The organism is Streptomyces manipurensis (genome assembly GCF_049570255.1).
Classification (GTDB): domain Bacteria; phylum Actinomycetota; class Actinomycetes; order Streptomycetales; family Streptomycetaceae; genus Streptomyces; species Streptomyces manipurensis.
Window position 1 is genome coordinate 3,443,718 of record NZ_CP186950.1, and the last position, 24,796, is coordinate 3,468,513.

A 24,796-nucleotide genomic window follows, 5' to 3' on the forward strand; every position below is an offset into this window, starting at 1 on the left:
GGCGCCGTCATCCGCCGGCCCCCCGCGGCCGGCCACCACTTCTGGGAGAGCCATCCATGAATCCCGCCGAGGGCGAAGCCCGGATCCTCGTCGTCGACGACGAACCGGCCGTACGCGAGGCGCTGCGCCGCAGCCTCGCCTTCGAGGGGTACGCCGTGCAGACCGCCGTCGACGGGCTCGACGCCCTCGACAAGGCCGGCTCCTACGACCCCGGGCTGATCGTGCTGGACATCCAGATGCCGCGGATGGACGGCCTCACCGCCGCCCGGCGGCTGCGTGCCGCCGGCAGTGTCACCCCGATCCTGATGCTCACCGCCCGCGACACCGTCGGCGACCGGGTCACCGGCCTGGACGCGGGCGCCGACGACTACCTGGTCAAGCCCTTCGAGCTCGACGAGCTCTTCGCCCGGGTGCGCGCCCTGCTGCGGCGCAGCTCCTACGCCGCGCCGCGGCCCGGCGGCGAGGCCCCCGAGCACGCCCTGACCTTCGGCGACCTGCGCATGGACCTCGCGACCCGCGAGGTCACCCGGGGCGGGCGCCCGGTGGAGCTGACCCGTACCGAGTTCACCCTGCTGGAGATGTTCCTCGCGCATCCGCGGCAGGTCCTGACCCGCGAGCAGATCCTCAAGACCGTCTGGGGCTTCGACTTCGAGCCCAGCTCCAACTCTCTGGACGTGTACGTGATGTACCTGCGCCGCAAGACCGAGGCGGGCGGCGAGCCCCGCCTCGTGCACACCGTGCGCGGGGTGGGCTACGTCCTGCGCGCGGGAGAGGGCGGACCCGAGTGAGCCCCCTGGCCCGCTTCCGCGCCCTCCCCCTGCGCTCCCGGCTGGCCCTGCTGGTCACCGTGGCGGTGGCGGTGGCGGTGGCCACGGTGGCGGGGGTGTCCTGGGTGATGGTGCGGGCCCAACTACGCGATCAGCTCGACAGCTCGCTGCGCTCCACCAACGCGGAGGCGCAGGCCAACCAGGTCTACCGGTCGCTGGGCTGCGTGTCGGTCACCGGCACGCTGCCGGAGCGGCCCGCCAACAACCTCAGCGCACAGGTGCAGATCGTGCGCCCGGACGGCAGCCACTGCTGGGTGGACGGCCGCAGCACCCTGCGCATCAGCGACACCGACCTCGAGGTGGCCCAGCGACGGCGCGGCGCCACCCTCTACGACACGACCACCTCCGACGGCGTCGCCGTCCGGGTCTTCACGGAACCCGCGCTGCTCGACGGCCGGGCGGCCGCCCTGTCCGTGGCCAAGCCGCTCGCCGACATCGACAAGCCCCTGTCCACCCTGGCCTGGGTGTTGCTGCTGGTCTCCGGCATCGGGGTGGTGGGCGCGGGCGTGGCCGGGCTGTGGGTGGCCCGTACCGGTCTGCAGCCCGTGGACGAGCTGACCGACGCCGTCGAGCACATCGCCCGTACCGAGGACCTCACCGTGCGGATCCCCGACGAGGGCGACGACGAGATCGCCCGGCTGTCGCGGTCCTTCAACTCGATGACCGCGGCCCTCGCCTCCTCCCAGGAGCGGCAGGCCCAGCTGATCGCCGACGCCGGGCACGAGCTGCGGACACCTTTGACCTCGCTGCGGACCAACATCGAGCTGCTCGCCCGCAGCGAGGAGACCGGCCGGGCCATCCCGCCCGACGACCGCCGGGAGCTGCTGGCCTCGGTCAAGGCGCAGATGACGGAGCTGGCCGCGCTGATCGGGGACCTCCAGGAGCTGTCGCGGCCCGACGCGGCGGCCTCGGGCCGGCTCGGGGTGGTCGCCCTGCACGAGATCGCGGCGACCGCGCTGTCCCGGGCCCGGCTGCGCGGTCCGGAGCTGTCCTTCACCTCGGAGCTGGACCCCTGGTACGTCCGGGGCGAGGCGGCCGAGCTGGAGCGGGCGGTGGTCAACGTCCTGGACAACGCGGTGAAGTTCAGCCCGCCGGGCGGCGCGGTCGTCGTGACGCTGCGGGCGGGCGAGCTGACCGTACGGGACCACGGGCCGGGCATCCCCGCGGAGGACCTGCCGCACGTCTTCGAGCGGTTCTGGCGGTCCCCGTCGGCCAGGGCGCTGCCCGGCAGCGGGCTGGGCCTGTCGATCGTGGCCCGCACGGCGGCCCGGGCGGGCGGCAGCGCCGCTCTGCGGGCGGCGGCGGACGGCGGCCCGGGCACGGAGGCGGTGCTCCGCATCCCGGGGGCGCCGACCCCGCCTCCGTCGGACCCGTCAGTTGTGCCGGATCAGTGAGGCGACCAGGCCGGAGCGGGTGTTGGGAAAGTCCATCGGGACGATCCCGAGCCCGGTCCGGCCGGCCATCTCCCCGCCGTCGACGAAGCCGTGGACCTGCGGGTTGAGCCGGTCGGAGTTCCAGCGCGGCGGCATGTACGCGGCGGTGCTGACGTAGTTGACGAAGAGCTTCCCGGGCTGCTGGACGGCCTTGCGGAAGTGGTTCTCGATCCGGCCGCGCTTGGCGAAGGGCTCGGTGTTGTAGTCGTCCTGGATGTCGAAGACGTTGCCGTCGCCGTAGCGCAGGCCGGGCAGGCCGCCGTTGTCGGCGAGCAGGACCACCTTGCCGCGGGCCTGTCCGAGCGTGGGCAGGGTGTCGGCGATCCGGAAGAGGGAGCGCCAGCCGCGGTTGTTCAGGTAGTCGTCGAAGACGGCGCGGAAGGTGGCGTCGCTCTCCCCGGAGTACTCCTGCTTGACGCGCATCAGGACCGTCTCGGAGGGGTGCGCGGCGAGGAAGTTCGCGCAGGCGACGAGGACGTCGCCGAACATCAGGTCCTGGAAGAACGCCGCGTGGTGGATGGCGAAGGAGCCCCCGGTGACCCGGCAGCGGACGTCGAGGAAGCGGATGCCGGAGTCGAGCTGCTGGGCGATCGAGGTGTTCTGGCAGGCGACGTAGAGCCCGCCCTTGGTGGCGCCGGAATCGTGGGTGCCGGGGATGGTCATGCGCTGCAGGGCGGTGGTGTCCCCGAGGCCGGCCATCCAGTCCTGGGTCCCGAGGACCCGCGCCGAGGCGGGGGCGGCCCCCAGCCCAACGGCCGCTCCGAGGGCCAGCGCTCCGGCCAGGAAGCCCCGGCGGCCGAGGACCGCGGCCGTGCCGAACGCCGCGGGCGCGTCCGCCACCGCGCTTGGACCTGCCGTCGTGCCCGAACCCGTGCCCGTACCCGCGCGCCTGCCCGGTACCCCGCCCATGCCCGTCCCTTCGCCGTCCCGGTGTCGGTTGGGGATTATGGCGTGCGAACCGGCCCTTCACTACCCGTCGGTAGCGGTCACTTTTCGAGCAACTCCACCATGGAGCGCAGGCCTTGGAGGAGCTCGGCGCCGTCGGGGGCCTGCTCCGGGTCGGTCAGGGTCTGCACCATCACGCCGCTGAGCAGGGCGATGTGCAGCGATCCGAGGGCGCGTACGTCCGCCTCGGCGACCTCTTCCGGCGGCACCCCGCGCAGGGCGGCGGCAACCGTGCGCCGGTTGCGGCGCTGCCCCTCGGCGAGGATCGCCAGCAGCTCGGGCGAGGACTGCGCGTGAACGAAGGCCTCGACCGAGGCCAGCCAGAGCCAGCGCATCTCGCCGAAGTCGCGGATCTTGCGGTCCCAGGTGTCGGCGTAGCGCTCCCCCGCCGTCTCCCCCCGGCCCGCGAGCCGACCTGAGCCCGCGGCCCACTCCTCCATCGCGGCGAAGAGGGCCTGGTTGAGCAGGGCCTCGCGGGAGCCGTAGTGGTAGCCGATCGCCGCCATGCTCACGCCCGAGGCCGTGGCGATGTCGCGCACGGTCGTGCGCAGGTAGCCCTTCACCTCCAGGCAGCGCCGGGCTCCGGCCAGCAGGTCCTCGCGATTTCCCATGCCGGGATCGTATCCGCGCCCCGATTTGGGCAAGCGCGCAATACAAGCGTATTGCGCGCTTGCCCAAACACTGGCAGGGTGAGCCCATCGGCACGATCCACGGGCCCACGGGAGGCAGGAACATGCGCCACGAGCTGACGATCGACGACCGGACCCTCTCCTACCTGGACTTCGGCGGACCCGGCCGGCCGCTCCTCGCCCTGCACGGCGGCATGTCCGAGGCCCGCGCCTTCACCGGCCTCGCCGCCGCCCTCGGCGACACCTGGCGCGTCGTCGCCCCCGACCAGCGCGGCCACGGCGACTCCGGCCGGGCCCCCCACTACCGCCGCGAGGGCTACGTCGCCGACGCCGTCGCCCTCCTCGACCACCTCGGGATCGACACCCCGCCACCGCTCCTCGGCTACTCCCTCGGCGGGCTCAACGCCTACCACCTGGCCGCCGCCCACCCCGACCGGTTCTCCGCGCTCATCGGCGTCGACGCCACCGTCGAGATCCGCATCCCCGACGGCCCGAACTGGTTCGACTTCCTGGAGGGCATGCCCCACACCGCCCCCACCCGCGAGGAGCTCCTCGCCGCCGCCGGACCGGCCGCGCCCTTCGTCGCCGACGGGCTGCGCCCCCTCCCGGACGGCACCGGCTGGCGCCTGGCGTACCACCCGCAGGACATGCTCGACTCCCTCCACGCCTGCGCCGGCGACCACTGGGACACCTGGCTCGCGAGCACCTGCCCCGCCCTGCTGGTCCACGGCACCGACAGCGCGGCGCTGACCCGGAGCGTCGCCGACGCGATGGTCTCCCGGCGCCCGAAGACCGCGTACGCACCCCTGACCGGCGACCACTTCGTGCCCTTCACGGACCCGGACGGCTTCCACCGGGCGGTCGGAACCTTCCTCGCCGCCCTCTGACCCCGCCCTCCGACCCCGCGCCTCCCCGCGCCACGGGGGTGCCCGGGGAACGCCGAAGGGGCGGCGGGCCGGTGGGCCCGCCGCCCCTTCGGGCGCACTGTGCGCGGGTGTTACTTGACGATCGTGATCCGGTTCGCCGCCGGCGGGGCGATCGGCGAGGACTCCGAGGAGTTCTTCGTCAGGTACGCGTTGAAGCAGTCCAGGTCGGACACGCCGACCAGCTTGTTCTTGTGCTCCTTCAGGACGGTGAAGCCGTCACCGCCGCCCGCGAGGAACTCGTTCATCGCGACCCGGTAGGTCTTCGCGGGGTCGAGCGGGACACCGTTCAGCTTCACCGAGTCCACGACGATGCGGTCCGCACCGGCCTTCGTCATGTCGAGGGTGTACGTGAAGCCCTTCGACACCTGGAGGATCTTCGGGCTCGTGCCGTTCACCGGCCCGCTGACCTGCTGCTGGAGCGCGGTGATCAGCTGCGCGCCGGTCAGGTCCACGACGTTCATCATGTTGTTGAACGGCTGGACCGTGAAGGACTCGCCGTAGGTCACCACGCCGTCGCCCTCGGCGCCCGAGGCCTTGTACGCGAGGTCCGAGCGGATGCCGCCCGGGTTCATCAGGGCCAGCTGCGCGCCGCCCTTGTCCGCCGGGGCCAGCGCCTCCAGCTGCGCGTCGGCGATCAGGTTGCCGAGCGGCTTCTCCGGCTCCGCGGAGCCGCGGCCCGCGATGTCGGCCGAGATGAAGCCCTGCGGACGGTTGGCGATCGGGGCCGCGAGGGCGTTCCAGCGGCCGATCAGCTCGGTCATGTCCGGCGCCTTGGGCTGGTCGCGGTGGACGACCTTGTTGACCGGCTTCGGCGAGGAGACCGGCGTACGGACGATGTCCTTGGTCTGCCGGTCGTAGGTGAGGGTGGTCTCGGTGAACAGGCGGCCGATGGAGGCGGCCGAGGTCACCGCGCGCGGGTTGCCCGCCGGGTCCGGGATGTTGCAGGCGTACGCCTGGTGCGTGTGGCCGGTGACCAGCGCGTCGACCTTGGCGTCGACGTTCTTGGCGATGTCCACGATCGCGCCCGAGATGCCGGCGCCGGCGCCCGGGGTGTCGCAGTCGTAGTTGTACGCGCCGTTCGCGGGCAGGCCGCCCTCGTGGATCAGCGCCACGATCGACTTCACGCCCTGCTTGTTCAGCTCGGCCGCGTACTTGTTGATCGTCTCGATCTCGTCGCCGAACTTCAGGCCCTTGACGCCCTCGGCGGTCACGACGTCCGGAGTGCCCTCCAGGGTGACGCCGATGAAACCGATCTTCACGTCCCCCTTCTTCCAGACGTAGGTCGGCGACATCATCGGACGCTTGGTCTTCTCGTCCGTGACGTTCGCGGCCAGGTACTGGAACTGGGCGCCCGTGAAGTCCTTGCCGTACTCGAAGCAGCCCTCGACCGGGTGGCAGCCGCCGTACGCCATGCGGCGCAGCTCGGTCTTGCCCTCGTCGAACTCGTGGTTGCCGACGCTGGAGACGTTCAGGCCCAGCTTGTTCAGCGCCTCGATGCTCGGCTCGTCGTGGAAGAGCCCGGACAGCATCGGGCTGCCGCCGATCATGTCGCCGGCGGCGGCGGTGACGGAGTACTCGTGGCCCTTGCGGGCCTCGCGCAGGCTGGTCGCGAGGTACTCGACACCACCCGCGGGTATGGCCTTGGTGGTGCCGTCGGCCTGACGCTCGGTCACGGTGCCGGAGGAGCCCTGCGGGGGCTCCAGGGTGCCGTGGAAGTCGTTGAACGACAGCATCTGCACGTCGACGGTCCGGCTCTTGGCCGCACCGCCACCACTCGCGGCACCGGCCGGCAGTGCGGCCGCGACCATGGCCCCGGCGCCGGCCGTGACGGCGAGGGCGGCGAGGGTCAACCGGCGGTTTCGGCGGTGCCGTTGTGGCGTCGCTGACATTTGGTCCCCTTTGTGGACAGCGATAAAGCGTGGGAGGTCCGCCGCAGCCTATGGTCAACGCGCGTAGCTCTACCAGGGGGTAGCGGGTATCGAGCTGGTTACGCGCAGAAGACGGACCGACCCCGCGCCCGCACCCCGCCCGCCGGCCGGGACGGGTCGTAGGCTCGTTCCATGACTGACGCAGCAGCGGCCCCGGAGCCGGGACGGCAGATCCACACCCTCGACGAGCTGACGGCCGAACAGGCCGCCGCCGTCCTCGACCTCATCGAGGACGCCGCCCGCACGGACGGCACCACCGCCGTGTCCGAGCAGGGCAGGCTCCAGCTGCGCGGCGGACCGCGCGAGGGCATCCGGCACTTCCTGCTCACCGACGACGGCCGCCTCGCCGCGTACGGGCAACTGGAGGACACCGACCCGGTGGAGGCCCCCGCGGCCGAACTCCTCGTGCACCCCGCCCTGCGCGGCCGCGGCCACGGGCGCGCCATGGGCATGGCCCTGCTGGCCGCCTCCGGCAAGCGGCTGCGCGTATGGGCCCACGGCGGCAAGTCCGCCGCCCGCCACCTCGCTCAGGTCCTCGGCCTGACCCTCTTCCGCGAGCTGCGCCAGCTGCGCCGGCCGCTCGCCGACGGCACCCCGCTGCCCGACCCGGTGCTCCCGCCGGGCGTGACCGTACGGACCTTCGTGCCCGGCGCCGACGACACGGCCTGGCTCGCGGCGAACGCGGCCGCCTTCGCCCACCACCCCGAACAGGGCTCGCTCACCCAGCGCGACCTCGACGACCGCGTCGCGCAGCCCTGGTTCGACCCGAAGGGCTTCTTCCTCGCCGAACGCGACGGGGAGCTCGTCGGCTTCCACTGGACGAAGGTCCACGCGGCCGAGCAGCTCGGCGAGGTCTACGTGGTCGGCGTCCGCCCCGGCGCCCAGGGCGGCGGCCTCGGCAAGGCCCTCACCGCGATCGGCCTGCAGCACCTGGCCGCCCAGGGCCTGCCGACCGCGATGCTCTACGTCGACGCCGACAACCCGGCGGCGCTCGCCGTCTACGAGGGCCTCGGCTTCGCCACCCACGAGGTCGACCTGATGTACCGCACGGAGAGCTGACGGAACTCACCGGCGACCGGATACGCGCAACGTCCGAGGCTCCTGCCGAGTGGCACCCCGGCAGGAGCCTCGGTTCGCGTACGTCGGTCCCGACTCTCCCGCAGCCTGTCCTCCCTGGTCCTGACCACCCGCAACCGTTCCGGCCACTGCGAGGTCCACCGGTGCGTCCCGTACACCGGCCGCAGCACCCACAGGGCGCCACCGCGCACGTCCGTGACGATGCCCTGCCGGTCGGCGTCCTCGTCGTGCACCAGATCCCCGACCCACGCCCGCCGTTTCTCCCCGCCGCTCATGCGCGCCCCTTCCGGTACAGCTCCGCCCACACGCGCTTCCCCCACGGCAGCGGATCGGCTCCCCAGCACCCGGCCGCAACCACGTGGGCGCCACACGACGGAGGGATTCCAGCGTCTTGACGGCTCCGGCCGCGTCCCCGAGGTCCGTGTGCGCGCGAGCCACGTCCAGCAACAGCCAGGTGCGCCACGACGGCGGGGTGTCCTTGCCGAGCCGCATGCCCTTGGCGAGGTTCAGGGCTTCCTCGGGACGGCCGTACTGGACGGCCAGCCGCACGCGTTCGATGCGTACCGACGACGGACTGAACACGCTGACCATCCGGCTGTCGCTTCCCGCGGGCAGCTTCGCGACACGGGCCGCCTCGGCCTCGGCACCCTCCATGAGCCGGGCGGCCCGGTCGTAGTCGCCGCTCCGAGCGGCTGACGTGGCGGCACTCATCGTCAACCCGCCCCACACCTTCAAGCCGTCGGCGGTGCCGGTGTGCCCACCGTCCTCGACCGTCGCGGCGGCGTGCAGAGCCACGTGCAGCGCGTCCTGGAGCCGCCCCTGCCGCTGATAGGTCCATGCCACCGAGTTCACGATCATGGCTGGGAGCAGCGGATCGGCGGACTGCCCGGCGGCGTCCGTCGCGCGTTCCAGGGCCGTCAGGGCAAGGTCCGTCTTGCCCATGCGCACCGCGACGTGCCCGGCCAACTGGAGCGCCTTGGCCAGGGCCGCGTACCCGGCGGCGCGACGAAGCGCGGCCCGTCACTCTCGCCGGCGGTCACGGCCGGCGGGTCTCCCAGGAGGGTGGTCAGCTCGACCCCGAGACCGTTCGCCAGCGCGTGCAGCGTGGGCAGCCGCGCCGAGTGCTTCCGACGCTGTTCGAGCTGGCGGATCACGTCCACCGAAACGCCGGAGCGCTCGGCGAGCTCTTCCTGAGTGAGCGAGGCCAACCGACGCAGGCGCCGAAGGCTCTGCCCAAGATCTTGAGTAGCCACGCCGCCAAGCTACCCACCCACCCCCTGAAGGGACCCGCACCGGTCGCGAGCAGACTCACACATGCCCCGATCCCCTGTTCAATTCCGGCCCCGTGTGTCCCGCCCGGGGAAACCCCCGCACCGGGCCGCCACCGGATCCGCGCCCCCCGGGAAGGACTCGTGCGCCAGCCTGAGCCGGGATGCCATGCGTAATTCACCGGGCATTCAGACGCGCTTGCGACTCTCCCCCAATGCAGCCCCGACTCCGACTGACGGCCGACGCTTCCGACGCGCCTGTCCTGCCCCGTGCGCGGAACAATGGAGTCATGAGCCACCAGCCCAGCGCAGGCCCCACCGAGGTCCCCGCCCAGCACCCGTCTCAGAAGCCCGCCGCAGCCTCCGGCGCCACCGGCAAACCCGGGGGGAAGACCGCGGGCAGGAGTACGGACGGCAGCGGCACCCACGCCCGCATAGGCTCCATCGCGGCGCACCGCCTGCACGGCCTCGATCCCGACCTCGACGGCGACCTGGACGCCTACGAGGACAAGGACGGCGGCGAGCTGCCCCCGGACCGCTTCCTCGACCGGGAACGCAGCTGGCTCGCGTTCAACGAGCGCGTCCTGGAGCTGGCCGAGGACCCGACGACCCCGCTGCTGGAGCGCGCCAACTTCCTGGCGATCTTCGCGAGCAACCTCGACGAGTTCTTCATGGTGCGCGTCGCCGGCCTCAAACGGCGCATCGCGACGGGCGTCGCCACCCGTTCGGCCTCGGGCCTGCAGCCCCGCGAGGTGCTGGACCTCATCTGGACCCGCTCGCGCGAGCTCATGGCCCGCCACGCCGCCTGCTTCCAGCAGGACGTCTCCCCGGCCCTCGCCGAGGAGGGCATCCACCTGATCCGCTGGCCCGACCTCACCGAGAAGGAGCAGGCCCGCCTCTTCACCCTGTTCCGCAACCAGATCTTCCCGGTGCTGACCCCGCTGGCCGTGGACCCCGCGCACCCCTTCCCGTACATCTCCGGCCTCTCCCTCAACCTGGCCGTCGTCGTGCGCAACCCCGTCAGCGGCCACCGCCACTTCGCCCGGGTCAAGGTCCCGCCGCTGCTCTCCCGCTTCCTGGAGGCCTCCCCGCAGCGCTACGTCCCGCTGGAGGACGTCATCGCCGCGCACCTGGAGGAGCTGTTCCCCGGCATGGAGGTGCTCGCGCACCACATGTTCCGCGTGACCCGCAACGAGGACCTGGAGGTCGAGGAGGACGACGCCGAGAACCTCCTCCAGGCCCTGGAGAAGGAGCTCATGCGGCGCCGCTTCGGCCCGCCCGTGCGCCTGGAGGTCGAGGAGTCCATCGACCCGGGCGTCCTGGACCTGCTCGTGCAGGAGCTGAACGTCAACGCCTCCGAGGTCTACCCGCTGCCCGGTCCCCTGGACCTGACGGCCCTCTTCGGAACGGCCTCCCTGGACCGGCCCGAGCTGAAGTACCCCAAGTTCGTCGCCGGCACCCACCGCGACCTCGCCGAGGTCGAGTCCGCGCACGCCCCCGACATATTCGCCGCCCTCCGTGAGCGCGACGTCCTGCTGCACCACCCGTACGACTCCTTCTCCACCTCGGTGCAGGCCTTCCTGGAACAGGCCGCCGCCGACCCGGACGTCCTCGCGATCAAGCAGACCCTGTACCGCACCTCCGGCGACTCCCCGATCGTCGACGCCCTGATCGACGCCGCCGAGTCCGGCAAGCAGGTCCTGGTGCTCGTCGAGATCAAGGCCCGCTTCGACGAGCAGGCCAACATCAAATGGGCGCGCAAGCTGGAGGAGTCCGGCTGCCACGTCGTCTACGGCCTCGTCGGTCTCAAGACCCACTGCAAGCTGTCGCTCGTCGTCCGCCAGGAAGGCGACCAGCTGCGCCGCTACGCCCACGTCGGCACCGGCAACTACCACCCCAAGACCGCCCGGCTCTACGAGGACCTCGGCCTGCTCACCGCCGACCCGCAGGTCGGCGCCGACCTCTCCGACCTCTTCAACCGGCTGTCCGGCTACTCCCGCCGCGAGACCTACCGCCGTCTGCTGGTGGCCCCGCGCTCGCTGCGCGACGGGCTGATCGCCCGCATCGACAAGGAGGCCGCCCACCACCGGGCGGGCCGCCCCGCGTCCGTGCGCCTGAAGATGAACTCGATCGTCGACGAGGCCCTGATCGACGCGCTCTACCGGGCCTCCCAGGCCGGCGTGCCCGTCGACATCTGGGTCCGCGGCATCTGCGCGGTCCGCCCCGGCGTCCCCGGGCTCTCCGAGAACGTCCGGGTCCGCTCGATCCTCGGCCGCTTCCTCGAACACTCCCGGGTCTTCGCCTTCGGCAACGGCGGCGAGCCCGAGGTGTGGATCGGCAGCGCCGACATGATGCACCGCAACCTCGACCGCCGTATCGAGGCACTGGTCAGGGTCTCCGACCCGGCCCACCGCGCGGCACTGGACCGGCTGCTGGAAACCGGGATGTCGGACACCACCTCCTCCTGGCACCTCGGCCCGGACGGCGAATGGACCCGGCACAGCACGGACGCGGAAGGCCAGCCGCTGCGGCACGTACAGGAGATGCTCATAGACGCCCGGAGGCGCCGGCGTGGCTCAGCCAAACCTTGACCCGACGGCCGCCGACGCGGGGGACGTGCTCGGCACGTACCTCCGCGCCCAGGCCACCGCGTTCCTGCGCGCCCTGCGCCTGCACGAGGAGGGAGGGGGAACGGGCGCCGACGGCGGTGCGGCCGGCGGCGCCGCACGCACCCTGCGCGGCGCCGCGCGCCGCATCAGCGGGTCCCTGGCCACCTTCCGCGGGGTGACCGAGTCCGCGTGGGCCGACCGGCTGCGCACCGAGCTGGTGTGGCTCTCCTCGACGCTGGCAGACGAGCACGCGTACGCCGCCCGCCTGACCCGGCTCATGGACGCCCTGCACCGGCTGTCCGGCTCCCCGGAGGTCCCGGCCCCGCGCGGCACCGCCGGGGCGCTGACGGTCGGCTCGGCCCGGGCCGGGGCGCTGCTGGAGCGCCAGCTCACCCTGGCCCGGACCCGGGCCCACTCGGCCACGCTGCAGGCGCTCGGCTCGTCGCGCTTCCACGCGGTGGCCGACGCCGTCGCGGTACTGGCCTCGGAGGTCCCGCTGGACTCCGTCGCCGCCCGCGGCCGGGTCGCGGACGTCCTGGTGCCCCTGGCGGGCATGGCCGAAACCCGACTGTCGGCGGCGGTCGCCGCACTGCCCCCGATCGGCGGCCGCGAGACGGCGCCGAGCCCCTACGACGCCGACCACGACGCCCACTGGCACGAGGTGCGCCGCCTGCTGCGGGTCCACCGGTACGCGCGCGAGGCCCTCGGCGAGGACGTGTCCCGGCCCGCGGCCGCCGGTGAGGCCCTCGACCGCCACCGCGACGCCGCCGAGGCCGCGGCCGCCTCCGCCACGGCCGCCCGTACCCCCCGCATCGCCCCGGCCACGGCGTACGCCCTCGGCGTCCTGCACGCCGACCAGCGCCACGAGGTCGAGGCGGCACGGCTCGACTTCCACCGCGTCTGGCTCCGGGAGCCCGCGGTCACACCGCGATAACGACGGGATAACGGATGATGACACCTGTGTGCAGCCCGCTCGGAACGCACCGGGTCGTCCGCCACGGTTCACCGTCCGTTCACTCGGGCCGGTCGGCTGCTTCACCTGTTCTGCCTAATTTCAGTCGTGCACGGAAGAGAGCCGCTCGCGGAGCGGCTCCCCGCGCACCCGACGTAGTCCTCTTCGCACGCCGCCCCGAATCAGAAAGCGGCCGGCGGCTTCTGGAAGGAACACCCGAAAGTGAAGCTTCAGCGCAAGAGCATGCTTCGTGCCTCCGCCCTCGGGGCGCTCGTCGTGTCCGGCGCCCTGGTCCTCACGGCGTGCGGCTCGGACGACAACAGCAAGACCGGCGACGGCACCACGAAGCCCTCCGCCGCCGCCGCGGGCGACATCAAGTGCGACGGCGCCAAGGGCAAGCTGCTCGCCTCCGGCTCCTCCGCGCAGAAGAACGCGGTCGACCTGTGGGTGAAGAACTACATGGCCGCCTGCTCCGGCGTCGAGGTGAACTACAAGTCCTCCTCCTCCGGTGAGGGCATCGTCGCCTTCAACCAGGGCACCGTCGGCTTCGCCGGCTCCGACTCGGCGCTGAAGCCGGAGCAGGTCGAGGAGTCGAAGAAGATCTGCACCGGCGGCCAGGGCATCGACCTGCCCATGGTCGGCGGCCCGATCGCCCTCGGCTTCAACATCGCCGGCGTGGACAAGCTCAACCTGGACGCCCCCACGATCGCCAACATCTTCAACGACAAGATCAAGAAGTGGGACGACGAGGCGATCAAGAAGCTGAACCCCGGCGTCACGCTCCCCTCCACCGCGATCCAGCACTTCCACCGCTCCGAGGACTCGGGCACCACCGAGAACCTGGGCAAGTACCTCAAGGCCACCGCCGGTGACGCGTGGCCGCACGAGGCCGCGAAGAAGTGGCCCGCCCCGGGCGGCCTCGGCGCCTCCGGCTCCTCCGGCGTCGCGACCCAGGTCAAGCAGGTCGACGGCTCCATCGGCTACTTCGAGCTCTCGTACGCCACCTCGCAGAACATCAAGACGGTCGACCTGAACACGGGCGCCGCCGCCCCGGTCAAGGCCACCGGCGAGAACGCCTCCAAGGCCATCGCCGCCGCCAAGATCGCCGGCACCGGTTCCGACCTGGCCCTGAAGCTCGACTACACCACCAAGGCCGAGGGCGCGTACCCGATCGTCCTGGTCACCTACGAGGTCGTCTGCGACAAGGGCAACAAGCCCGAGACCCTGCCGACCGTGAAGTCCTTCCTGAACTACACCGCGTCCGACGCCGGCCAGAAGATCCTCCTGGAGAACGGCTACGCGCCGATCCCGGCCGAGATCAACGCCAAGGTCCGCGAGGTCGTCAACTCGCTGGGCTAGTCACGAACCCCGAGGTGCCGGCCACCCCCGTCCGGGACGCCGGCACCCCGGGACCCTCCCCCTCCACCCGGGGGGACATCCGGTGCACCGCCGCCAGGGGGCTCGCCCCCCACACAGACCGGAAAGACCATGGCTTCCACCACACCCACCCAGACAGTCACGCCTGCGCCTGTCTCCGCGAGCGGAAGGTCCACCGGCCGCGCCGGTGACAAGATCTTCGCCGGGCTCTCCAAGGGCTCCGGCATCCTGCTCCTGGTGATCATGGCGTCGATCGCCGTCTTCCTCACCTACCGGGCCTCGATCGCCCTGTCGAAGAACGAGGGCAACTTCCTCACCACCTTCGACTGGAACGCGTCGGCCAACCCCCCTGTCTTCGGCATAGCCGTCCTCCTCTTCGGCACCGTCGTCAGCTCGATCATCGCGATGGCCATCGCGGTCCCGATCGCCGTCGGCATCGCCCTCTTCATCTCGCACTACGCGCCGCGCAAGCTGGCCGCACCGCTCGCCTACGTCGTCGACCTGCTCGCCGCCGTGCCGTCGATCATCTACGGCATCTGGGGCGCGCTCTTCCTCGTGCCGCAGCTGAACGGGCTGAACCTCTGGCTCGACGAGTACATGGGCTGGACGTACGTCTTCGACAAGACGCAGGTCAGCGTCGCCCGCTCGCTCTTCACCGTCGGCATCCTGCTCGCGATCATGATCCTGCCGATCGTGACCAGCGTCAGCCGCGAGGTCTTCCTCCAGGTCCCGCGCATGAACGAGGAAGCCGCCCTGGCCCTCGGCGCGACCCGCTGGGAGGTCATCCGCATGTCGGTACTGCCCTTCGGCCGCTCCGGCGTCATCTCCGCCTCGATGCTCGGCCTCGGCCGCGCCCTCGGCGAGACCATGGCCGTCGCGACCGTCCTCTCCCCGAGCTTCCTCATCTCGCTGCACATCCTCGACCCGGGCGGCGGCACCTTCGCGCAGAACATCGCCGCGAAGTTCGACGAGGCCAACGAGTTCGGCCGGGACGCGCTGATCGCCTCCGGCCTGGTCCTCTTCCTGCTCACCCTGCTGGTCAACGGCGCAGCCCGCCTGATCATCGCTCGTCGCAAGGAATTCTCGGGGGCGAACGCCTGATGAGCCACGCACTCCAGGACCAGCGGCCCACCCGGGCCCCCAGGTCCACCGCATCCTCCGGCCTCACCCGGGGCGGCCTGCCCCGCTGGGCCCCCGCCGGCATCGCGGCCCTCTCCCTCGCCCTCGGCGTGGGCACCGGCCTCGCCCTCGGCCTCCAGAGCAAGGTCCAGTGGGGCCTGATCGCGGCACTGCTGTTCGTCGCCGTCACCTACACCGCCAGCGCGGTAGTCGAGAACCGCCGCCAGGCCAAGGACCGCGTCGCGACCTCCGTCGTGTGGGTCTGCTTCGTCCTCGCGGTCATCCCGCTGCTCTCGCTGATGTGGACCACCCTCAGCCGCGGCCTGGAAGTCCTCGACGGCGACTTCCTGAGCCACTCCATGAACGGCGTGACCAGCTTCGAGGAGGGCGGCGGCGTCTACCACGCACTGCTCGGCACCCTGGAGCAGGTCGCCCTGGCCACGCTGATCGCGGCCCCCATCGGCCTGCTGACCGCCGTCTACCTGGTCGAGTACGGCAAGGGCCGCCTCGCCAAGGCCGTGACCTTCTTCGTGGACGTCATGACCGGCATCCCCTCCATCGTCGCGGGCCTGTTCATCCTGACGACGTGGAACCTGATGCTCGGCTTCGGCCCCTCCGGCTTCGCCGGCGCGATGGCCCTGTCGATCCTGATGATGCCCGTCGTGGTGCGCTCCACCGAGGAGATGCTCAAGCTCGTCCCCAACGAGCTGCGCGAGGCCGCCCTGGCCCTCGGCGTGCCGAAGTGGCGCGTGATCCTCAAGGTCGTGCTCCCCACCGCCATCGGCGGCATCTCCACCGGCCTGATGCTGGCCGTCGCCCGCATCGCCGGCGAGACCGCCCCGATCATGCTGCTGGTCTTCGGCTCCCAGATGATCAACGGCAACCCCTTCGAAGGCGCCCAGTCCTCGCTCCCCCTCTACATCTGGGAGCAGTACAAGGTCGGCAGTGAAGCCTCCTACGACCGGGCCTGGGCCGCAGCGCTCGTCCTGATCGCCTTCGTCATGATCCTCAACCTGGTGGCCCGCGGCATCGCCCGCTGGAAGGCCCCGAAGACCGGTCGCTGACGCGACTGTATGAAAGCGAAGTGACCCCCATGGCGAAGCGAATCGACGTCAGCGGACTGTCCGCCTTCTACGGCACCCACAAGGCCATCGACGACATCTCGATGACCGTGGAACCCCGCTCCGTGACCGCCTTCATCGGCCCCTCCGGCTGCGGCAAGTCCACCTTCCTGCGCACCCTGAACCGCATGCACGAGGTCACCCCCGGCGGCCGCGTCGAGGGCAAGGTGCTGCTGGACGACGAGAACCTCTACGGCGCCGGCGTCGACCCGGTCGCGGTGCGCCGCACCGTCGGCATGGTCTTCCAGCGCCCGAACCCCTTCCCCACCATGTCGATCTTCGACAACGTGGCGGCGGGCCTGCGCCTGAACGGCAACGTCAAGAAGTCCGAGCTCGGCGACATCGTGGAGCGCTCCCTCAAGGGAGCCAACCTCTGGAACGAGGTCAAGGACCGCCTGAACAAGCCGGGCTCCGGCCTCTCCGGCGGCCAGCAGCAGCGCCTGTGCATCGCCCGCGCCATCGCGGTCGAGCCCGAGGTCCTGCTGATGGACGAGCCCTGCTCCGCCCTGGACCCGATCTCCACCCTGGCGATCGAGGACCTGATCGGCGAGCTGAAGGAGCGCTTCACGATCGTCATCGTGACGCACAACATGCAGCAGGCGGCCCGCGTCTCCGACCGCACCGCCTTCTTCAACCTGGCGGCCGTCGGTCAGCCCGGCAAGCTCATAGAGATCGACGACACGGACCGGATCTTCTCCAACCCCTCCGTGCAGGCGACCGAGGACTACATCTCCGGCCGCTTCGGCTAAAGAGATGTGCGAGACGTCCCCGGTGCTGCATGGCGGTGCCACCGCGGGACGGAAGAAAGAAAAGAGGGCCGGCTCCCCCTGGGTGGGGGGAGCCGGCCCGCTTTCGTACACCCGCGCCGCGGGCTTGGTCAGCCGAAGGCCAGGTGCACGACCCAGAAGCTGAGCGCCGCGACCAGCGCAGCGGCCGGCATCGTGATACTGCATCGCCCGGGGGATGACCCCCGGAACCCCCAGCAGGGAGCGGCAGCACCGTCAGCCGAAGGCCAGGTGCACGACCCAGAAGCTGAGCGCCGCGACCAGCGCAGCCGCCGGCATCGTGATACTGCATCGCCCGGGGGATGACCCCCGGAACCCCCAGCAGGGAGCGGCAGCACCGTCAGCCGAAGGCCAGGTGCACGACCCAGAAGCTGAGCGCCGCGACCAGCGCAGCCGCCGGCATCGTGATGAACCAGCCCAGGATGATGTTCTTGGCGACGCCCCAGCGGACCGCGTTGACCCGCTTCGTCGCGCCCACGCCCATGATCGCCGAGGTGATCACATGGGTGGTGGAGATCGGCGCGTGGAAGATGAACGCCGAGCCGAACATGATCGAGGCGCCGGTGGTCTCCGCCGCGAAGCCCTGCGGCGGGTCCAGCTCGATGATCTTGCGGCCGAGGGTGCGCATGATGCGCCAGCCGCCCGCGTACGTACCCAGCGACAGCATCACGGCACAGGCGATCTTGACCCAGACCGGGATCGCGTCACCCGCGGCCTGGACGTCGGCGATGACCAGCGCCATCACCACGATGCCCATCGTCTTCTGCGCGTCCTGCAGACCGTGTCCGAGCGCCATGGCGGCGGCCGACACCGTCTGCGCGATGCGGAAGCCGCGCTTGGCCTTGTGCGGGTTGGTACGGCGGAACATCCACAGGATGACCACCATCACCAGGTAGCCGGCGAGGAGGCCGACCACGGGCGAGACGAACATCGGGATGACGACCTTGTCGACCACGCCCGACCAGATCACCTCGGTCCCGCCGGCCAGCGCCGCGCCCACCATGCCGCCGAAGAGGGCGTGCGAGGAGGACGACGGGAGACCGAAGTACCAGGTGATCAGGTTCCAGACGATCGCGCCGATCAGCGCCGCGAAGAGGATCCACATCCCCGTACTGCCGTGCGGCGTCTCGATCAGGCCTTCACTGACCGTCTTGGCCACGCCGCTGCCCAGGAAGGCACCGGCGAGGTTCATCACCGCGGCCATCGCGAGGGCGGCGCGCGGGGTCAGCGCACGCGTCGAGACCGAGGTCGCGATCGCGTTCGCCGAGTCGTGGAAACCGTTCGTGTACGTGAAACCGAGCGCGACACCGATGGTCACGACCAGAGCGAAGGTGTCCACGAGGTTCAGGACTCCTTGACCGCGATGGTCTCCACCGTGTTCGCGACGTGCTCGAACGCGTCGGCCGCCTCTTCGAGCACGTCGACGATCTGCTTGAGCTTCAGCACCTCGATGGCGTCGTACTTGCCGTTGAAGAGGTGCGCGAGCAGCTTGCGGTGGATCTGGTCCGCCTGGTTCTCCAGCCGGTTGACCTCGATCCAGTACTCGGTGAGGTTGTCCATCGTCCGCAGGTGCGGCATGGCCTCGGCGGTCAGCTCGGCCGCCCGCGCCAGGACCTCGATCTGCTGCTCGACGCCCTTGGGGAGCTCTTCGACGTTGTAGAGGACGACCAGGTCGACGGCCTCCTCCATGAAGTCCATGATGTCGTCGAGCGACGACGCCAGGGAGTAGATGTCCTCGCGGTCGAACGGCGTGATGAACGAGGAGTTCAGCTGGTGGAAGATCGCGTGGGTCGCGTCGTCCCCCGCGTGCTCCGCCGCCCGCATCCGTTCCGCGATCTCGGCCCGGGCGGAGGTGTCCGCTCCGAGCAGTTCCATCAGGAGCTTGGAGCCCGTGACGATGTTGTCCGCGGATGCGGCGAACATGTCGTAGAAGCTCGTCTCCCTGGGGGTCAGACGAAATCGCACGTGAGGTCCTCGGGGTGCATCGGGTTCGGTCAGGCTGATGCTAGGCGCATCCCCCGGCCACGGCTAACCGGCCGTTCCCCAGTGTCCTCCATCAGGCAGAGTGAGGACCACGGGCCCCTGCCCCTCGGGCACGAGCCCGGTACCCTATACCCATGAGGGGTATCCAGCCCCCTCGTTCCGGACCACGGGAGGACCTATGACGACCATCGAGGCCGAGGGCTCCGGAGCCGCATCCGGCACGGCGGCCACCCCGGACACCTCCCACGCCACCGGGACCGACGCCGGGGCGGGGGCCGTCCACGGCTACCACCACCAGAAGGACGAGCACCTCAAGCGGCTGCGCCGGATCGAGGGGCAGATCCGCGGTCTCCAGCGCCTCGTCGACGAGGACGTCTACTGCATCGACATACTCACCCAGGTCTCGGCGAGCACGAAGGCACTGCAGTCCTTCGCGCTCCAGCTGCTGGAGGAGCACCTGCGGCACTGCGTCGCGGACGCCGCGGTCAAGGGCGGCGCCGAGATCGACGCCAAGGTCGAGGAGGCCACCAAGGCCATCGCGCGCCTCCTGCGCACCTGACGGCCCGGAAGCGCGCCGGCCGCCCCGGCGGCCCGCGGAGTCCTCAGCCGGACCAGATTCCCATCAGCACCTCGTCGATCCGGTCCTGGCTGAGCCGCTCCTCCGCCGCCGCGGAAGCGGCGATGATCAGCTCACCGCACAGTTCGATCTCGGCGAGTGCCACGTGGTCCTGCACCGTCGTACCGCCTGCGGGAGTCACGCGTGTCACCTCAATCTGCCACCGGCCACCGGCCGTCGTCGGTCGCGCCGCACCACCTGCCGGCGCCCGGCTCCTCAGCGTAGGGAGAGCGCCCCTCGCCCCGCATGACACGGATGGACCATTTCCGGATACCCGGCCATGGCCCGATCGCGCCGCCCTTCCCCGGCCCGCACGGCTAGTCGGCGATCTTCCCGGCGTAAATGTCCCTGCTCGCGGGGAGAACGACCGTCACCGGCGTCCCGAACCCGTACAGCAGCGTGGTCGACGAGACATCGATCACGCCATTGTTGACCCAGGTGAACCGGTGCCGGACCTTCCGCAGCCGCCCCTCCTCGTCCAGGTAGGCGTCGAAGGGCACCGTGTCCTTGCTGAACCCTTTCGCCGCCGCGGCGAGCGCTACCCGCAGCTCCGCCGAGGCGGCCTTCGCGGCCCGCCCGATGTCCGTCGTGCCCCGGTAGTGCCGCACCTTGGTGCCCGCCACGTCGGTCTCCCCCACGTACGTCACCTCCTGCGCGCCGCGCAGCAGCTCCGCCGCGACCAGCGGGTCGGTCGCCCCGCCCGTGACGAGGTTCCCGTCGGCGAGGGTCGTGGTGTCGATGCGCACCCACTTGTCGGCCGGGACGCCCGCCCCGCGGTTCTTCATGTAGAGCGCGCCCGGCACGAGCAGCTCGGTGATGGGCCGGTGCTCGTCCTCGCCCTTCACGTCCGCCGGGAGCATCACCAGGAGCTGCCCCATCCGCTTCCTGAAGTCGACGCCGCCCTCGCCGCGGATCGTGACCCGGGTCCCGCCCGTGGCCATCTCCATGGCCGTACGGGCCCGCGCGCTACCCGCCCCGGCCAGCGCGTCGGCGGCCCCGCGGACCACCGCCGCCGCGTCCGCCGCGCCCGCCGCGGACGCCGCCGCCCGGTCGTCGCTCCCGCCGTCGCCCGCGCATCCGCTCAGCGCCGTGACCGCGAGCGCGAGGCCGGCGGCGAGCGCCGCCTCACCCGCCCGCCCGAGCGGCCGCCTCTGCCGGTGACCCACCATCGCCTGCCAACCCCCAACGCATGACCGCTGCTTGCCCGAGGCCCCCACCCGCTCCGTTTAACGAGGTCCCGGGTTTCCCGTCACGGGGGCGCGGCCTCCCGGCGCGCCGCCCGCGCGGGTACCGTGGACCCGTGGAACCGCACACCGACGCGACCCAGGTCGCTCCGCTTGCCTCCGTGCCGCGGCCGCCCTCGCCGCCGCAGCCCGCCCACATCCCGTCCACCGCGGAACGCGGATCCTTCTGTCTGGCCGTCTGCTCCTGCGGCTGGAAGGGACCCGCACGCCGCTCCCGCGACCTGGCCCGCAAGGACGCCGCCCGCCACCAGTCCGAGCAGTGACCCGGGGGGCCCGGCCCACCGGCCGGGCGGACCGGCCCCGGGTGGCGTCCGCAGGGGTGTCTCGCCCGTTCGGACGGCCCGGCTGGCAGGGGGGCGCGCCAGCGGATGCCCTTGACTCATGCCAGGATCCGCAGCCCGTCTCACGGTCCTCCTCTGGGCCCTGCTCATCGCGTTCGCCCCGGCCGCCGCGGCCTGGGCCGGGCCCGTGGGCTCGGCGGACGGCCCGGCCGACGTGGCGCTGGCCATCGGCCTGACGTCCGCCGCCGCCGGGGCGACCGGCTGGTGGCTGCGCTCCCGCCACCGCCGCACAGGCGACACCGACGCGGGCGACCGCTGATGCCGCGGCCGCGCCCGCGGGCCGTCCGGCTGTGCTTCGGGGCGGCCGGGCTGTGCCTGCTGACGGCCGTCCTGCTCACCCTCTGGAACGCCTACGCGCCGCACTGAACCACCTACGGGGGCGGGGCGGGGGAGGGAGGGCACACGGGGCCGGGCCGGGGCCGCCGTCCGCGGCCTCCCGGGGGCCGTCAGGCGGCGAGGTCCTTGTCGTGCGCGGCCAGCCCGGCCGGCGGGGTCTGCGGCTGCGCGAGGCCGACGGGCCGGGCGAGGGCCCGCCCCCGGGCCCGTACGAGCCGGCCCGCGCGCGGGGAACGGGCGACCGCCCGGACCACGGGGGTCAGCAGCGCCATCGCGAGGGGCGCGAGGAGGAGGACCACCGCGGTGCCGAGGGCCAGGCCGCCGATCACGTCGGTCGGGTAGTTGACGCCCATGTAGACGCGGCAGAGGCCCTGGAGGAGGGCGAGCCCGATCCCCACGAGGCCCGCCTTGCGGCTCACGACGAACAGGCCCGCTCCCAGGGCCATCGCGAGGGTGGTGTGCCCGCTGACGAAGGAGAACTCCGCGTTCCCGAGCCCGGGCACGAATCCCGGGTCGAGCACCTGCAGTCCGTCGTGCTGGACGAACGGCCGCGGCCTGCCGACGAATTCCCGCAGGGGGACGTTCACCAGCAGCGCGAGCCCGGCGGCCAGGGGAGCCCAGACGAGCGCGGTGAACGACTCGACGGCGTCGGGCTCGTCCTGTCTGCGCGCACCGCGCCAGCACCACAGGACCAGGAGCACCAGGGCCAGCAGGATTCCGTACTCACCGGCCAGGCCGACGGCGGTGTCCACCCACTGCGGGGCCTGCCGCGCGGCTCCGTTGACCTCGTACAGCAGGCCGACGTCCACGTTCGGCCCACCCGTTGCGAGTCCAGCCATGGTGCGGCCCCTTGCCCTTGCCGTCGTTCCCCTGCCGGCGCACGCCTGTGTGCGCCTCTCGGACCCCCACTTGATCAGCTTCCGCGTTCATGGAACGCCCGTTCCGCGGTGCGGGTTCCACTCTCCACCGAATGATCACTGCAACGTTATCGAAGAGTGACTCGTCGTCGCAGCTCAGGGCCTTTGCCTCACAGGGAGTTACGAAGGCGTCCGACCTGCCCCGGAACGCTCCGGAAGCGCCTCCGCCCCATCCCTGGTCACGCGTGTCGCCCCGAAGTAGTCAGGTGTGTCGATCTTGTCGAAGCGGATGACCGCACCGGTGTACGGGGCGTTGATCATGTATCCGCCGCCGACGTACAGCCCGACGTGCCGGATTTCCCGGGAGTTCGTCAAATCATCGGAGAAGAAGACCAGATCACCGGGGAGCAGCTCGTCCCGCGACGGGTGCGAGCCCGCGTTGTACTGGTCGTTGGCCACGCGCGGCAGCGTGATCCCCACCGTCTCGTACGCGGCCTTGGTCAGTCCGGAGCAGTCGAACCGCCCGTCCTGGTCGGGCGTCCCGTTCCCGCCCCACAGGTAGGGCGTGCCCAGCTGCTTCTGCGCGAAGTAGATCGCCCCGGCCGCCTGTTGCGAGGGCGCCACCCGGCCGACCGGCCGCGCGAAGCTCTTCGCCAACGTCGTGATCGTCTTCACGTACCCCTGGGTCTCCTTGTACGGCGGCACCCCCCCGTACCTGATGACCGCGTAGGCACCCGCGTTGTAGGCGGCCAGCATGTTCGACGTCGCGTCACCGGGCACGCTCGCCACGTCCTTGGCCAGCTCGCAGTCGTACGAAGCCGCCGACGGGATGGCGTCGTTCGGGTCCCAGATGTCGCGGTCACCGTCCCGGTCCCCGTCGATGCCGTGCCCCGCCCACGTCCCCGGGATGAACTGCGCGATGCCGCGCGCGTCCGCCGGACTGACCGCGCTGGGGTTCCAGCCGCTCTCCGAGTACAGCTGCGCCGCGAGCAGCGCCGGGTTGATCGCGGGACAGAGGTTGCCCCACTTCTCCACCAGCGCCTGGTACTTCGCGGGCACGGCACCCTTCACCAGCGCCACGCGGCCGCCCGCCCCCGACCCGGCCCCCACGAGGCCGGCCGCCGCCGAGTACGTCCCCACGACGAGGAGCATGACGAAGGTCAGGCACAACCCGATCCCGATACCGCCGGCCATCCAGAATCTGCGCACCCGTCAACCCTCCCCCATCCCGGTCACTTGGACGTGCGATTCCGCCGTGTCGCATGTCCTACTACCCCACTTGGAAGCCGGAACAGGCAACTCCGGCCCGTCCCGCGCACCTCACGGCGGACCGCGGGGCGCGGCACACGGGGCTCGTGACCCCGGTGGAGCCATCCTCGGCGGGACGCGGGACCGCCGTCCAGTCCCCGGCCCCGGCGGACGGGCGCACGGCCCGCGCGCACCCCGCCGACGCCGCCCCGCACACGGAGCCGGGGAGCAGGGGAAGCCGGGGAAGCCGGGGAAGCCGGGGAAGCCGGGGAGCAGGGGAGCCAGGGAGCAGGGACGTCGGCAAGCAGGCGGGCCTGCGCCCTACCGGGGCGCGACGTACAGGCTCTGCGCGCTCCGCCCGATCGGGCCCTTCTCGTCGTGGAGCCGGGCGTCCGCCAGGCCGATCCCGGCCGCGTCCACATGCGTACGGGCCTCCACGCAGGCCCACTCGCCCACCGGATGCCGGTGCAGATGGACCGTCAGGTCGCCGTTGACGAACACGTAGCGCCCGAAGTCCATCACGGCGCTGATCCCGTTCCCCGAGTCGGCGGCGATCAGCACCCGGTCCAGCGGCCTGGTCACCTCCCCCGCGATCAGCGGCACCTTCATCCGCATCCAGCAGGTGCCCGGCCCCCGCTCCACGAACGCGCCCTCCGTGAACCGGGTCTCCATCGCCGAGTGGTAGCCCGTCTCCCACGGCACCGGGAAGAACGGCGTCACCCCCACCTCCCCGGGCGGCGGCAGCTCCGGCCCGCCCACCACCGCGGGCACCGACTCCTCCGCCACCCGGATCCGCAGCGCCCGCGCCAGCATCACGGGCGCGGCGCCGCCCGCCGGGGCGAGCGCCGCCTCGACGACCTCGGTACCGCGCCCCGCCCGCAGCACCGAGGTGGTGACCTCCAGCTCCCCGATCGGCACCGGCCGCAGGATGTCGTACGTGATCCGGGCGATCCGCATGTCCCCGCGCGCCCCCGGCCGCTCCTCGATCGCCCGGCCGAGCAGCGCGGCCGGCGGCCCGGCGTGCTGCGAGCCCGGGTCCCACGGCCCGCGCGTGCACTCCGTGGCCAGGAACCGCCCGGCACCGACCCGCTCGAAGAAGCCCTCGTACCCGTCGTGACCCTCGTACCCCTCGGCAGCGCCCATACCGCAACGCTACCGAGTGGTAACCACGGCCA

General features: G+C 71.8%; 23 protein-coding genes and 1 pseudogene. 13 read left to right on the forward strand and 11 right to left on the reverse strand.

Annotated features, from left to right (window positions below; genetic code table 11):
• Positions 1 to 56 precede the first annotated feature (56 nt).
• Positions 57 to 788 carry a response regulator transcription factor gene (locus tag ACPU2J_RS15845; RefSeq protein WP_420080372.1) on the forward strand — a complete coding sequence of 244 codons (732 nt, stop codon included), beginning with the start codon at positions 57 to 59 and terminating at the stop codon, positions 786 to 788.
• Positions 785 to 2,221: a sensor histidine kinase gene (locus ACPU2J_RS15850; RefSeq protein ID WP_423833477.1), complete on the forward strand. Its 1,437-nt coding sequence runs from the start codon at positions 785 to 787 to the stop codon at positions 2,219 to 2,221. Before ACPU2J_RS15845 ends, ACPU2J_RS15850 begins: the two co-directional genes overlap by 4 nt.
• On the opposite strand, the gene ACPU2J_RS15855 is transcribed toward ACPU2J_RS15850, so the two are convergent.
• The gene (locus tag ACPU2J_RS15855) at positions 2,201 to 3,100 is read right to left on the reverse strand and encodes a phosphatidylinositol-specific phospholipase C (protein WP_423833478.1); all 900 of its coding nucleotides are present in this window, start codon (positions 3,098 to 3,100) and stop codon (positions 2,201 to 2,203) included. The genes ACPU2J_RS15850 and ACPU2J_RS15855 overlap by 21 nt on opposite strands.
• A gap of 146 nt (positions 3,101 to 3,246) precedes the next feature.
• A complete protein-coding gene (locus ACPU2J_RS15860; protein WP_420080369.1) occupies positions 3,247 to 3,816 on the reverse strand; it encodes a TetR/AcrR family transcriptional regulator in 570 nt (189 codons plus the stop codon).
• 122 nt (positions 3,817 to 3,938) lie between these two features.
• Between ACPU2J_RS15860 and ACPU2J_RS15865 the strand changes: the two genes are divergently transcribed.
• Positions 3,939 to 4,721, forward strand: a complete 783-nt coding sequence (locus ACPU2J_RS15865; RefSeq protein WP_423833479.1) for an alpha/beta fold hydrolase — start codon at positions 3,939 to 3,941, stop codon at positions 4,719 to 4,721.
• A 110-nt stretch (positions 4,722 to 4,831) separates the two neighbouring features.
• Here the strand turns inward: ACPU2J_RS15865 and ACPU2J_RS15870 are convergent, their stop codons facing one another.
• Positions 4,832 to 6,649 (reverse strand): bifunctional metallophosphatase/5'-nucleotidase, encoded by a 1,818-nt coding sequence (locus ACPU2J_RS15870; RefSeq protein ID WP_389078441.1) that lies wholly within the window; start codon positions 6,647 to 6,649, stop codon positions 4,832 to 4,834.
• A gap of 171 nt (positions 6,650 to 6,820) precedes the next feature.
• On the opposite strand from ACPU2J_RS15870, the gene mshD reads away from it, so the two are divergent.
• Entirely contained in the window at positions 6,821 to 7,747 is a 927-nt protein-coding gene (mshD, locus tag ACPU2J_RS15875) for a mycothiol synthase (RefSeq protein ID WP_361596924.1), read from the forward strand.
• A 366-nt stretch (positions 7,748 to 8,113) separates the two neighbouring features.
• On the opposite strand, the pseudogene ACPU2J_RS15880 reads toward mshD, so the two are convergent.
• Positions 8,114 to 9,018, reverse strand: a pseudogene (locus ACPU2J_RS15880) (helix-turn-helix domain-containing protein); the annotation flags it as partial.
• Positions 9,019 to 9,323: 305 nt separating this feature from the next.
• Between ACPU2J_RS15880 and ACPU2J_RS15885 the strand changes: the two are divergent.
• The 6 genes from ACPU2J_RS15885 to pstB all read left to right on the forward strand — a co-directional run bounded on the left by ACPU2J_RS15885 (position 9,324) and on the right by pstB (position 16,960).
• The gene (locus ACPU2J_RS15885) at positions 9,324 to 11,624 is read left to right on the forward strand and encodes an RNA degradosome polyphosphate kinase (RefSeq protein ID WP_420080366.1); all 2,301 of its coding nucleotides are present in this window, start codon (positions 9,324 to 9,326) and stop codon (positions 11,622 to 11,624) included.
• Positions 11,605 to 12,576, forward strand: a complete 972-nt coding sequence (locus tag ACPU2J_RS15890; protein ID WP_423833480.1) for a CHAD domain-containing protein — start codon at positions 11,605 to 11,607, stop codon at positions 12,574 to 12,576. Before ACPU2J_RS15885 ends, ACPU2J_RS15890 begins: the two co-directional genes overlap by 20 nt.
• A 240-nt stretch (positions 12,577 to 12,816) precedes the next feature.
• Positions 12,817 to 13,953: a phosphate ABC transporter substrate-binding protein PstS gene (gene pstS, locus ACPU2J_RS15895; protein WP_361596915.1), complete on the forward strand. Its 1,137-nt coding sequence runs from the start codon at positions 12,817 to 12,819 to the stop codon at positions 13,951 to 13,953.
• Between the two features lie 129 nt (positions 13,954 to 14,082).
• Positions 14,083 to 15,072 (forward strand): phosphate ABC transporter permease subunit PstC, encoded by a 990-nt coding sequence (pstC, locus tag ACPU2J_RS15900; RefSeq protein WP_420080363.1) that lies wholly within the window; start codon positions 14,083 to 14,085, stop codon positions 15,070 to 15,072.
• The gene (gene pstA / locus ACPU2J_RS15905) at positions 15,072 to 16,154 is read left to right on the forward strand and encodes a phosphate ABC transporter permease PstA (protein ID WP_389078450.1); all 1,083 of its coding nucleotides are present in this window, start codon (positions 15,072 to 15,074) and stop codon (positions 16,152 to 16,154) included. The genes pstC and pstA overlap by 1 nt, the downstream gene beginning before the upstream one ends.
• Positions 16,155 to 16,183: 29 nt before the next feature.
• Positions 16,184 to 16,960 carry a phosphate ABC transporter ATP-binding protein PstB gene (pstB, locus tag ACPU2J_RS15910; protein ID WP_365081627.1) on the forward strand — a complete coding sequence of 259 codons (777 nt, stop codon included), beginning with the start codon at positions 16,184 to 16,186 and terminating at the stop codon, positions 16,958 to 16,960.
• 376 nt (positions 16,961 to 17,336) lie between these two features.
• On the opposite strand, the gene ACPU2J_RS15915 is transcribed toward pstB, so the two are convergent.
• Entirely contained in the window at positions 17,337 to 18,335 is a 999-nt protein-coding gene (locus tag ACPU2J_RS15915; protein WP_389078453.1) for an inorganic phosphate transporter, read from the reverse strand.
• A 5-nt stretch (positions 18,336 to 18,340) separates the two neighbouring features.
• Positions 18,341 to 18,961, reverse strand: coding sequence for a DUF47 domain-containing protein (locus ACPU2J_RS15920; RefSeq protein WP_031154207.1), 621 nt, complete (start codon positions 18,959 to 18,961; stop codon positions 18,341 to 18,343).
• A 196-nt stretch (positions 18,962 to 19,157) separates the two neighbouring features.
• Between ACPU2J_RS15920 and ACPU2J_RS15925 the strand changes: the two genes are divergently transcribed.
• The gene (locus ACPU2J_RS15925; protein WP_420080360.1) at positions 19,158 to 19,538 is read left to right on the forward strand and encodes a metal-sensitive transcriptional regulator; all 381 of its coding nucleotides are present in this window, start codon (positions 19,158 to 19,160) and stop codon (positions 19,536 to 19,538) included.
• 43 nt (positions 19,539 to 19,581) lie between these two features.
• On the opposite strand, the gene ACPU2J_RS15930 is transcribed toward ACPU2J_RS15925, so the two are convergent.
• On the reverse strand, positions 19,582 to 19,737 hold the full coding sequence (locus ACPU2J_RS15930; RefSeq protein WP_199808149.1) for a hypothetical protein: 156 nt from the start codon (positions 19,735 to 19,737) through the stop codon (positions 19,582 to 19,584).
• Positions 19,738 to 19,912: 175 nt separating this feature from the next.
• The gene (locus ACPU2J_RS15935; RefSeq protein WP_423833481.1) at positions 19,913 to 20,764 is read right to left on the reverse strand and encodes a hypothetical protein; all 852 of its coding nucleotides are present in this window, start codon (positions 20,762 to 20,764) and stop codon (positions 19,913 to 19,915) included.
• Positions 20,765 to 20,895: 131 nt separating this feature from the next.
• Here ACPU2J_RS15935 and ACPU2J_RS15940 point away from each other — a divergent pair, with 131 nt between their 5' ends.
• Positions 20,896 to 21,102 carry a hypothetical protein gene (locus ACPU2J_RS15940; protein ID WP_420080358.1) on the forward strand — a complete coding sequence of 69 codons (207 nt, stop codon included), beginning with the start codon at positions 20,896 to 20,898 and terminating at the stop codon, positions 21,100 to 21,102.
• Between the two features lie 118 nt (positions 21,103 to 21,220).
• Positions 21,221 to 21,439 carry a hypothetical protein gene (locus ACPU2J_RS15945; RefSeq protein WP_399312065.1) on the forward strand — a complete coding sequence of 73 codons (219 nt, stop codon included), beginning with the start codon at positions 21,221 to 21,223 and terminating at the stop codon, positions 21,437 to 21,439.
• 187 nt (positions 21,440 to 21,626) lie between these two features.
• Here ACPU2J_RS15945 and ACPU2J_RS15950 read toward each other — a convergent pair whose 3' ends face one another.
• The 3 genes from ACPU2J_RS15950 to ACPU2J_RS15960 all read right to left on the reverse strand — a co-directional run bounded on the left by ACPU2J_RS15950 (position 21,627) and on the right by ACPU2J_RS15960 (position 24,764).
• On the reverse strand, positions 21,627 to 22,355 hold the full coding sequence (locus ACPU2J_RS15950) for a phosphatase PAP2 family protein (RefSeq protein ID WP_365081637.1): 729 nt from the start codon (positions 22,353 to 22,355) through the stop codon (positions 21,627 to 21,629).
• A gap of 198 nt (positions 22,356 to 22,553) precedes the next feature.
• On the reverse strand, positions 22,554 to 23,567 hold the full coding sequence (locus ACPU2J_RS15955; protein WP_361597071.1) for a bifunctional lytic transglycosylase/C40 family peptidase: 1,014 nt from the start codon (positions 23,565 to 23,567) through the stop codon (positions 22,554 to 22,556).
• A 375-nt stretch (positions 23,568 to 23,942) separates the two neighbouring features.
• Entirely contained in the window at positions 23,943 to 24,764 is an 822-nt protein-coding gene (locus ACPU2J_RS15960; protein ID WP_423833482.1) for a thioesterase family protein, read from the reverse strand.
• Between the last annotated feature and the right edge of the window lie 32 nt (positions 24,765 to 24,796).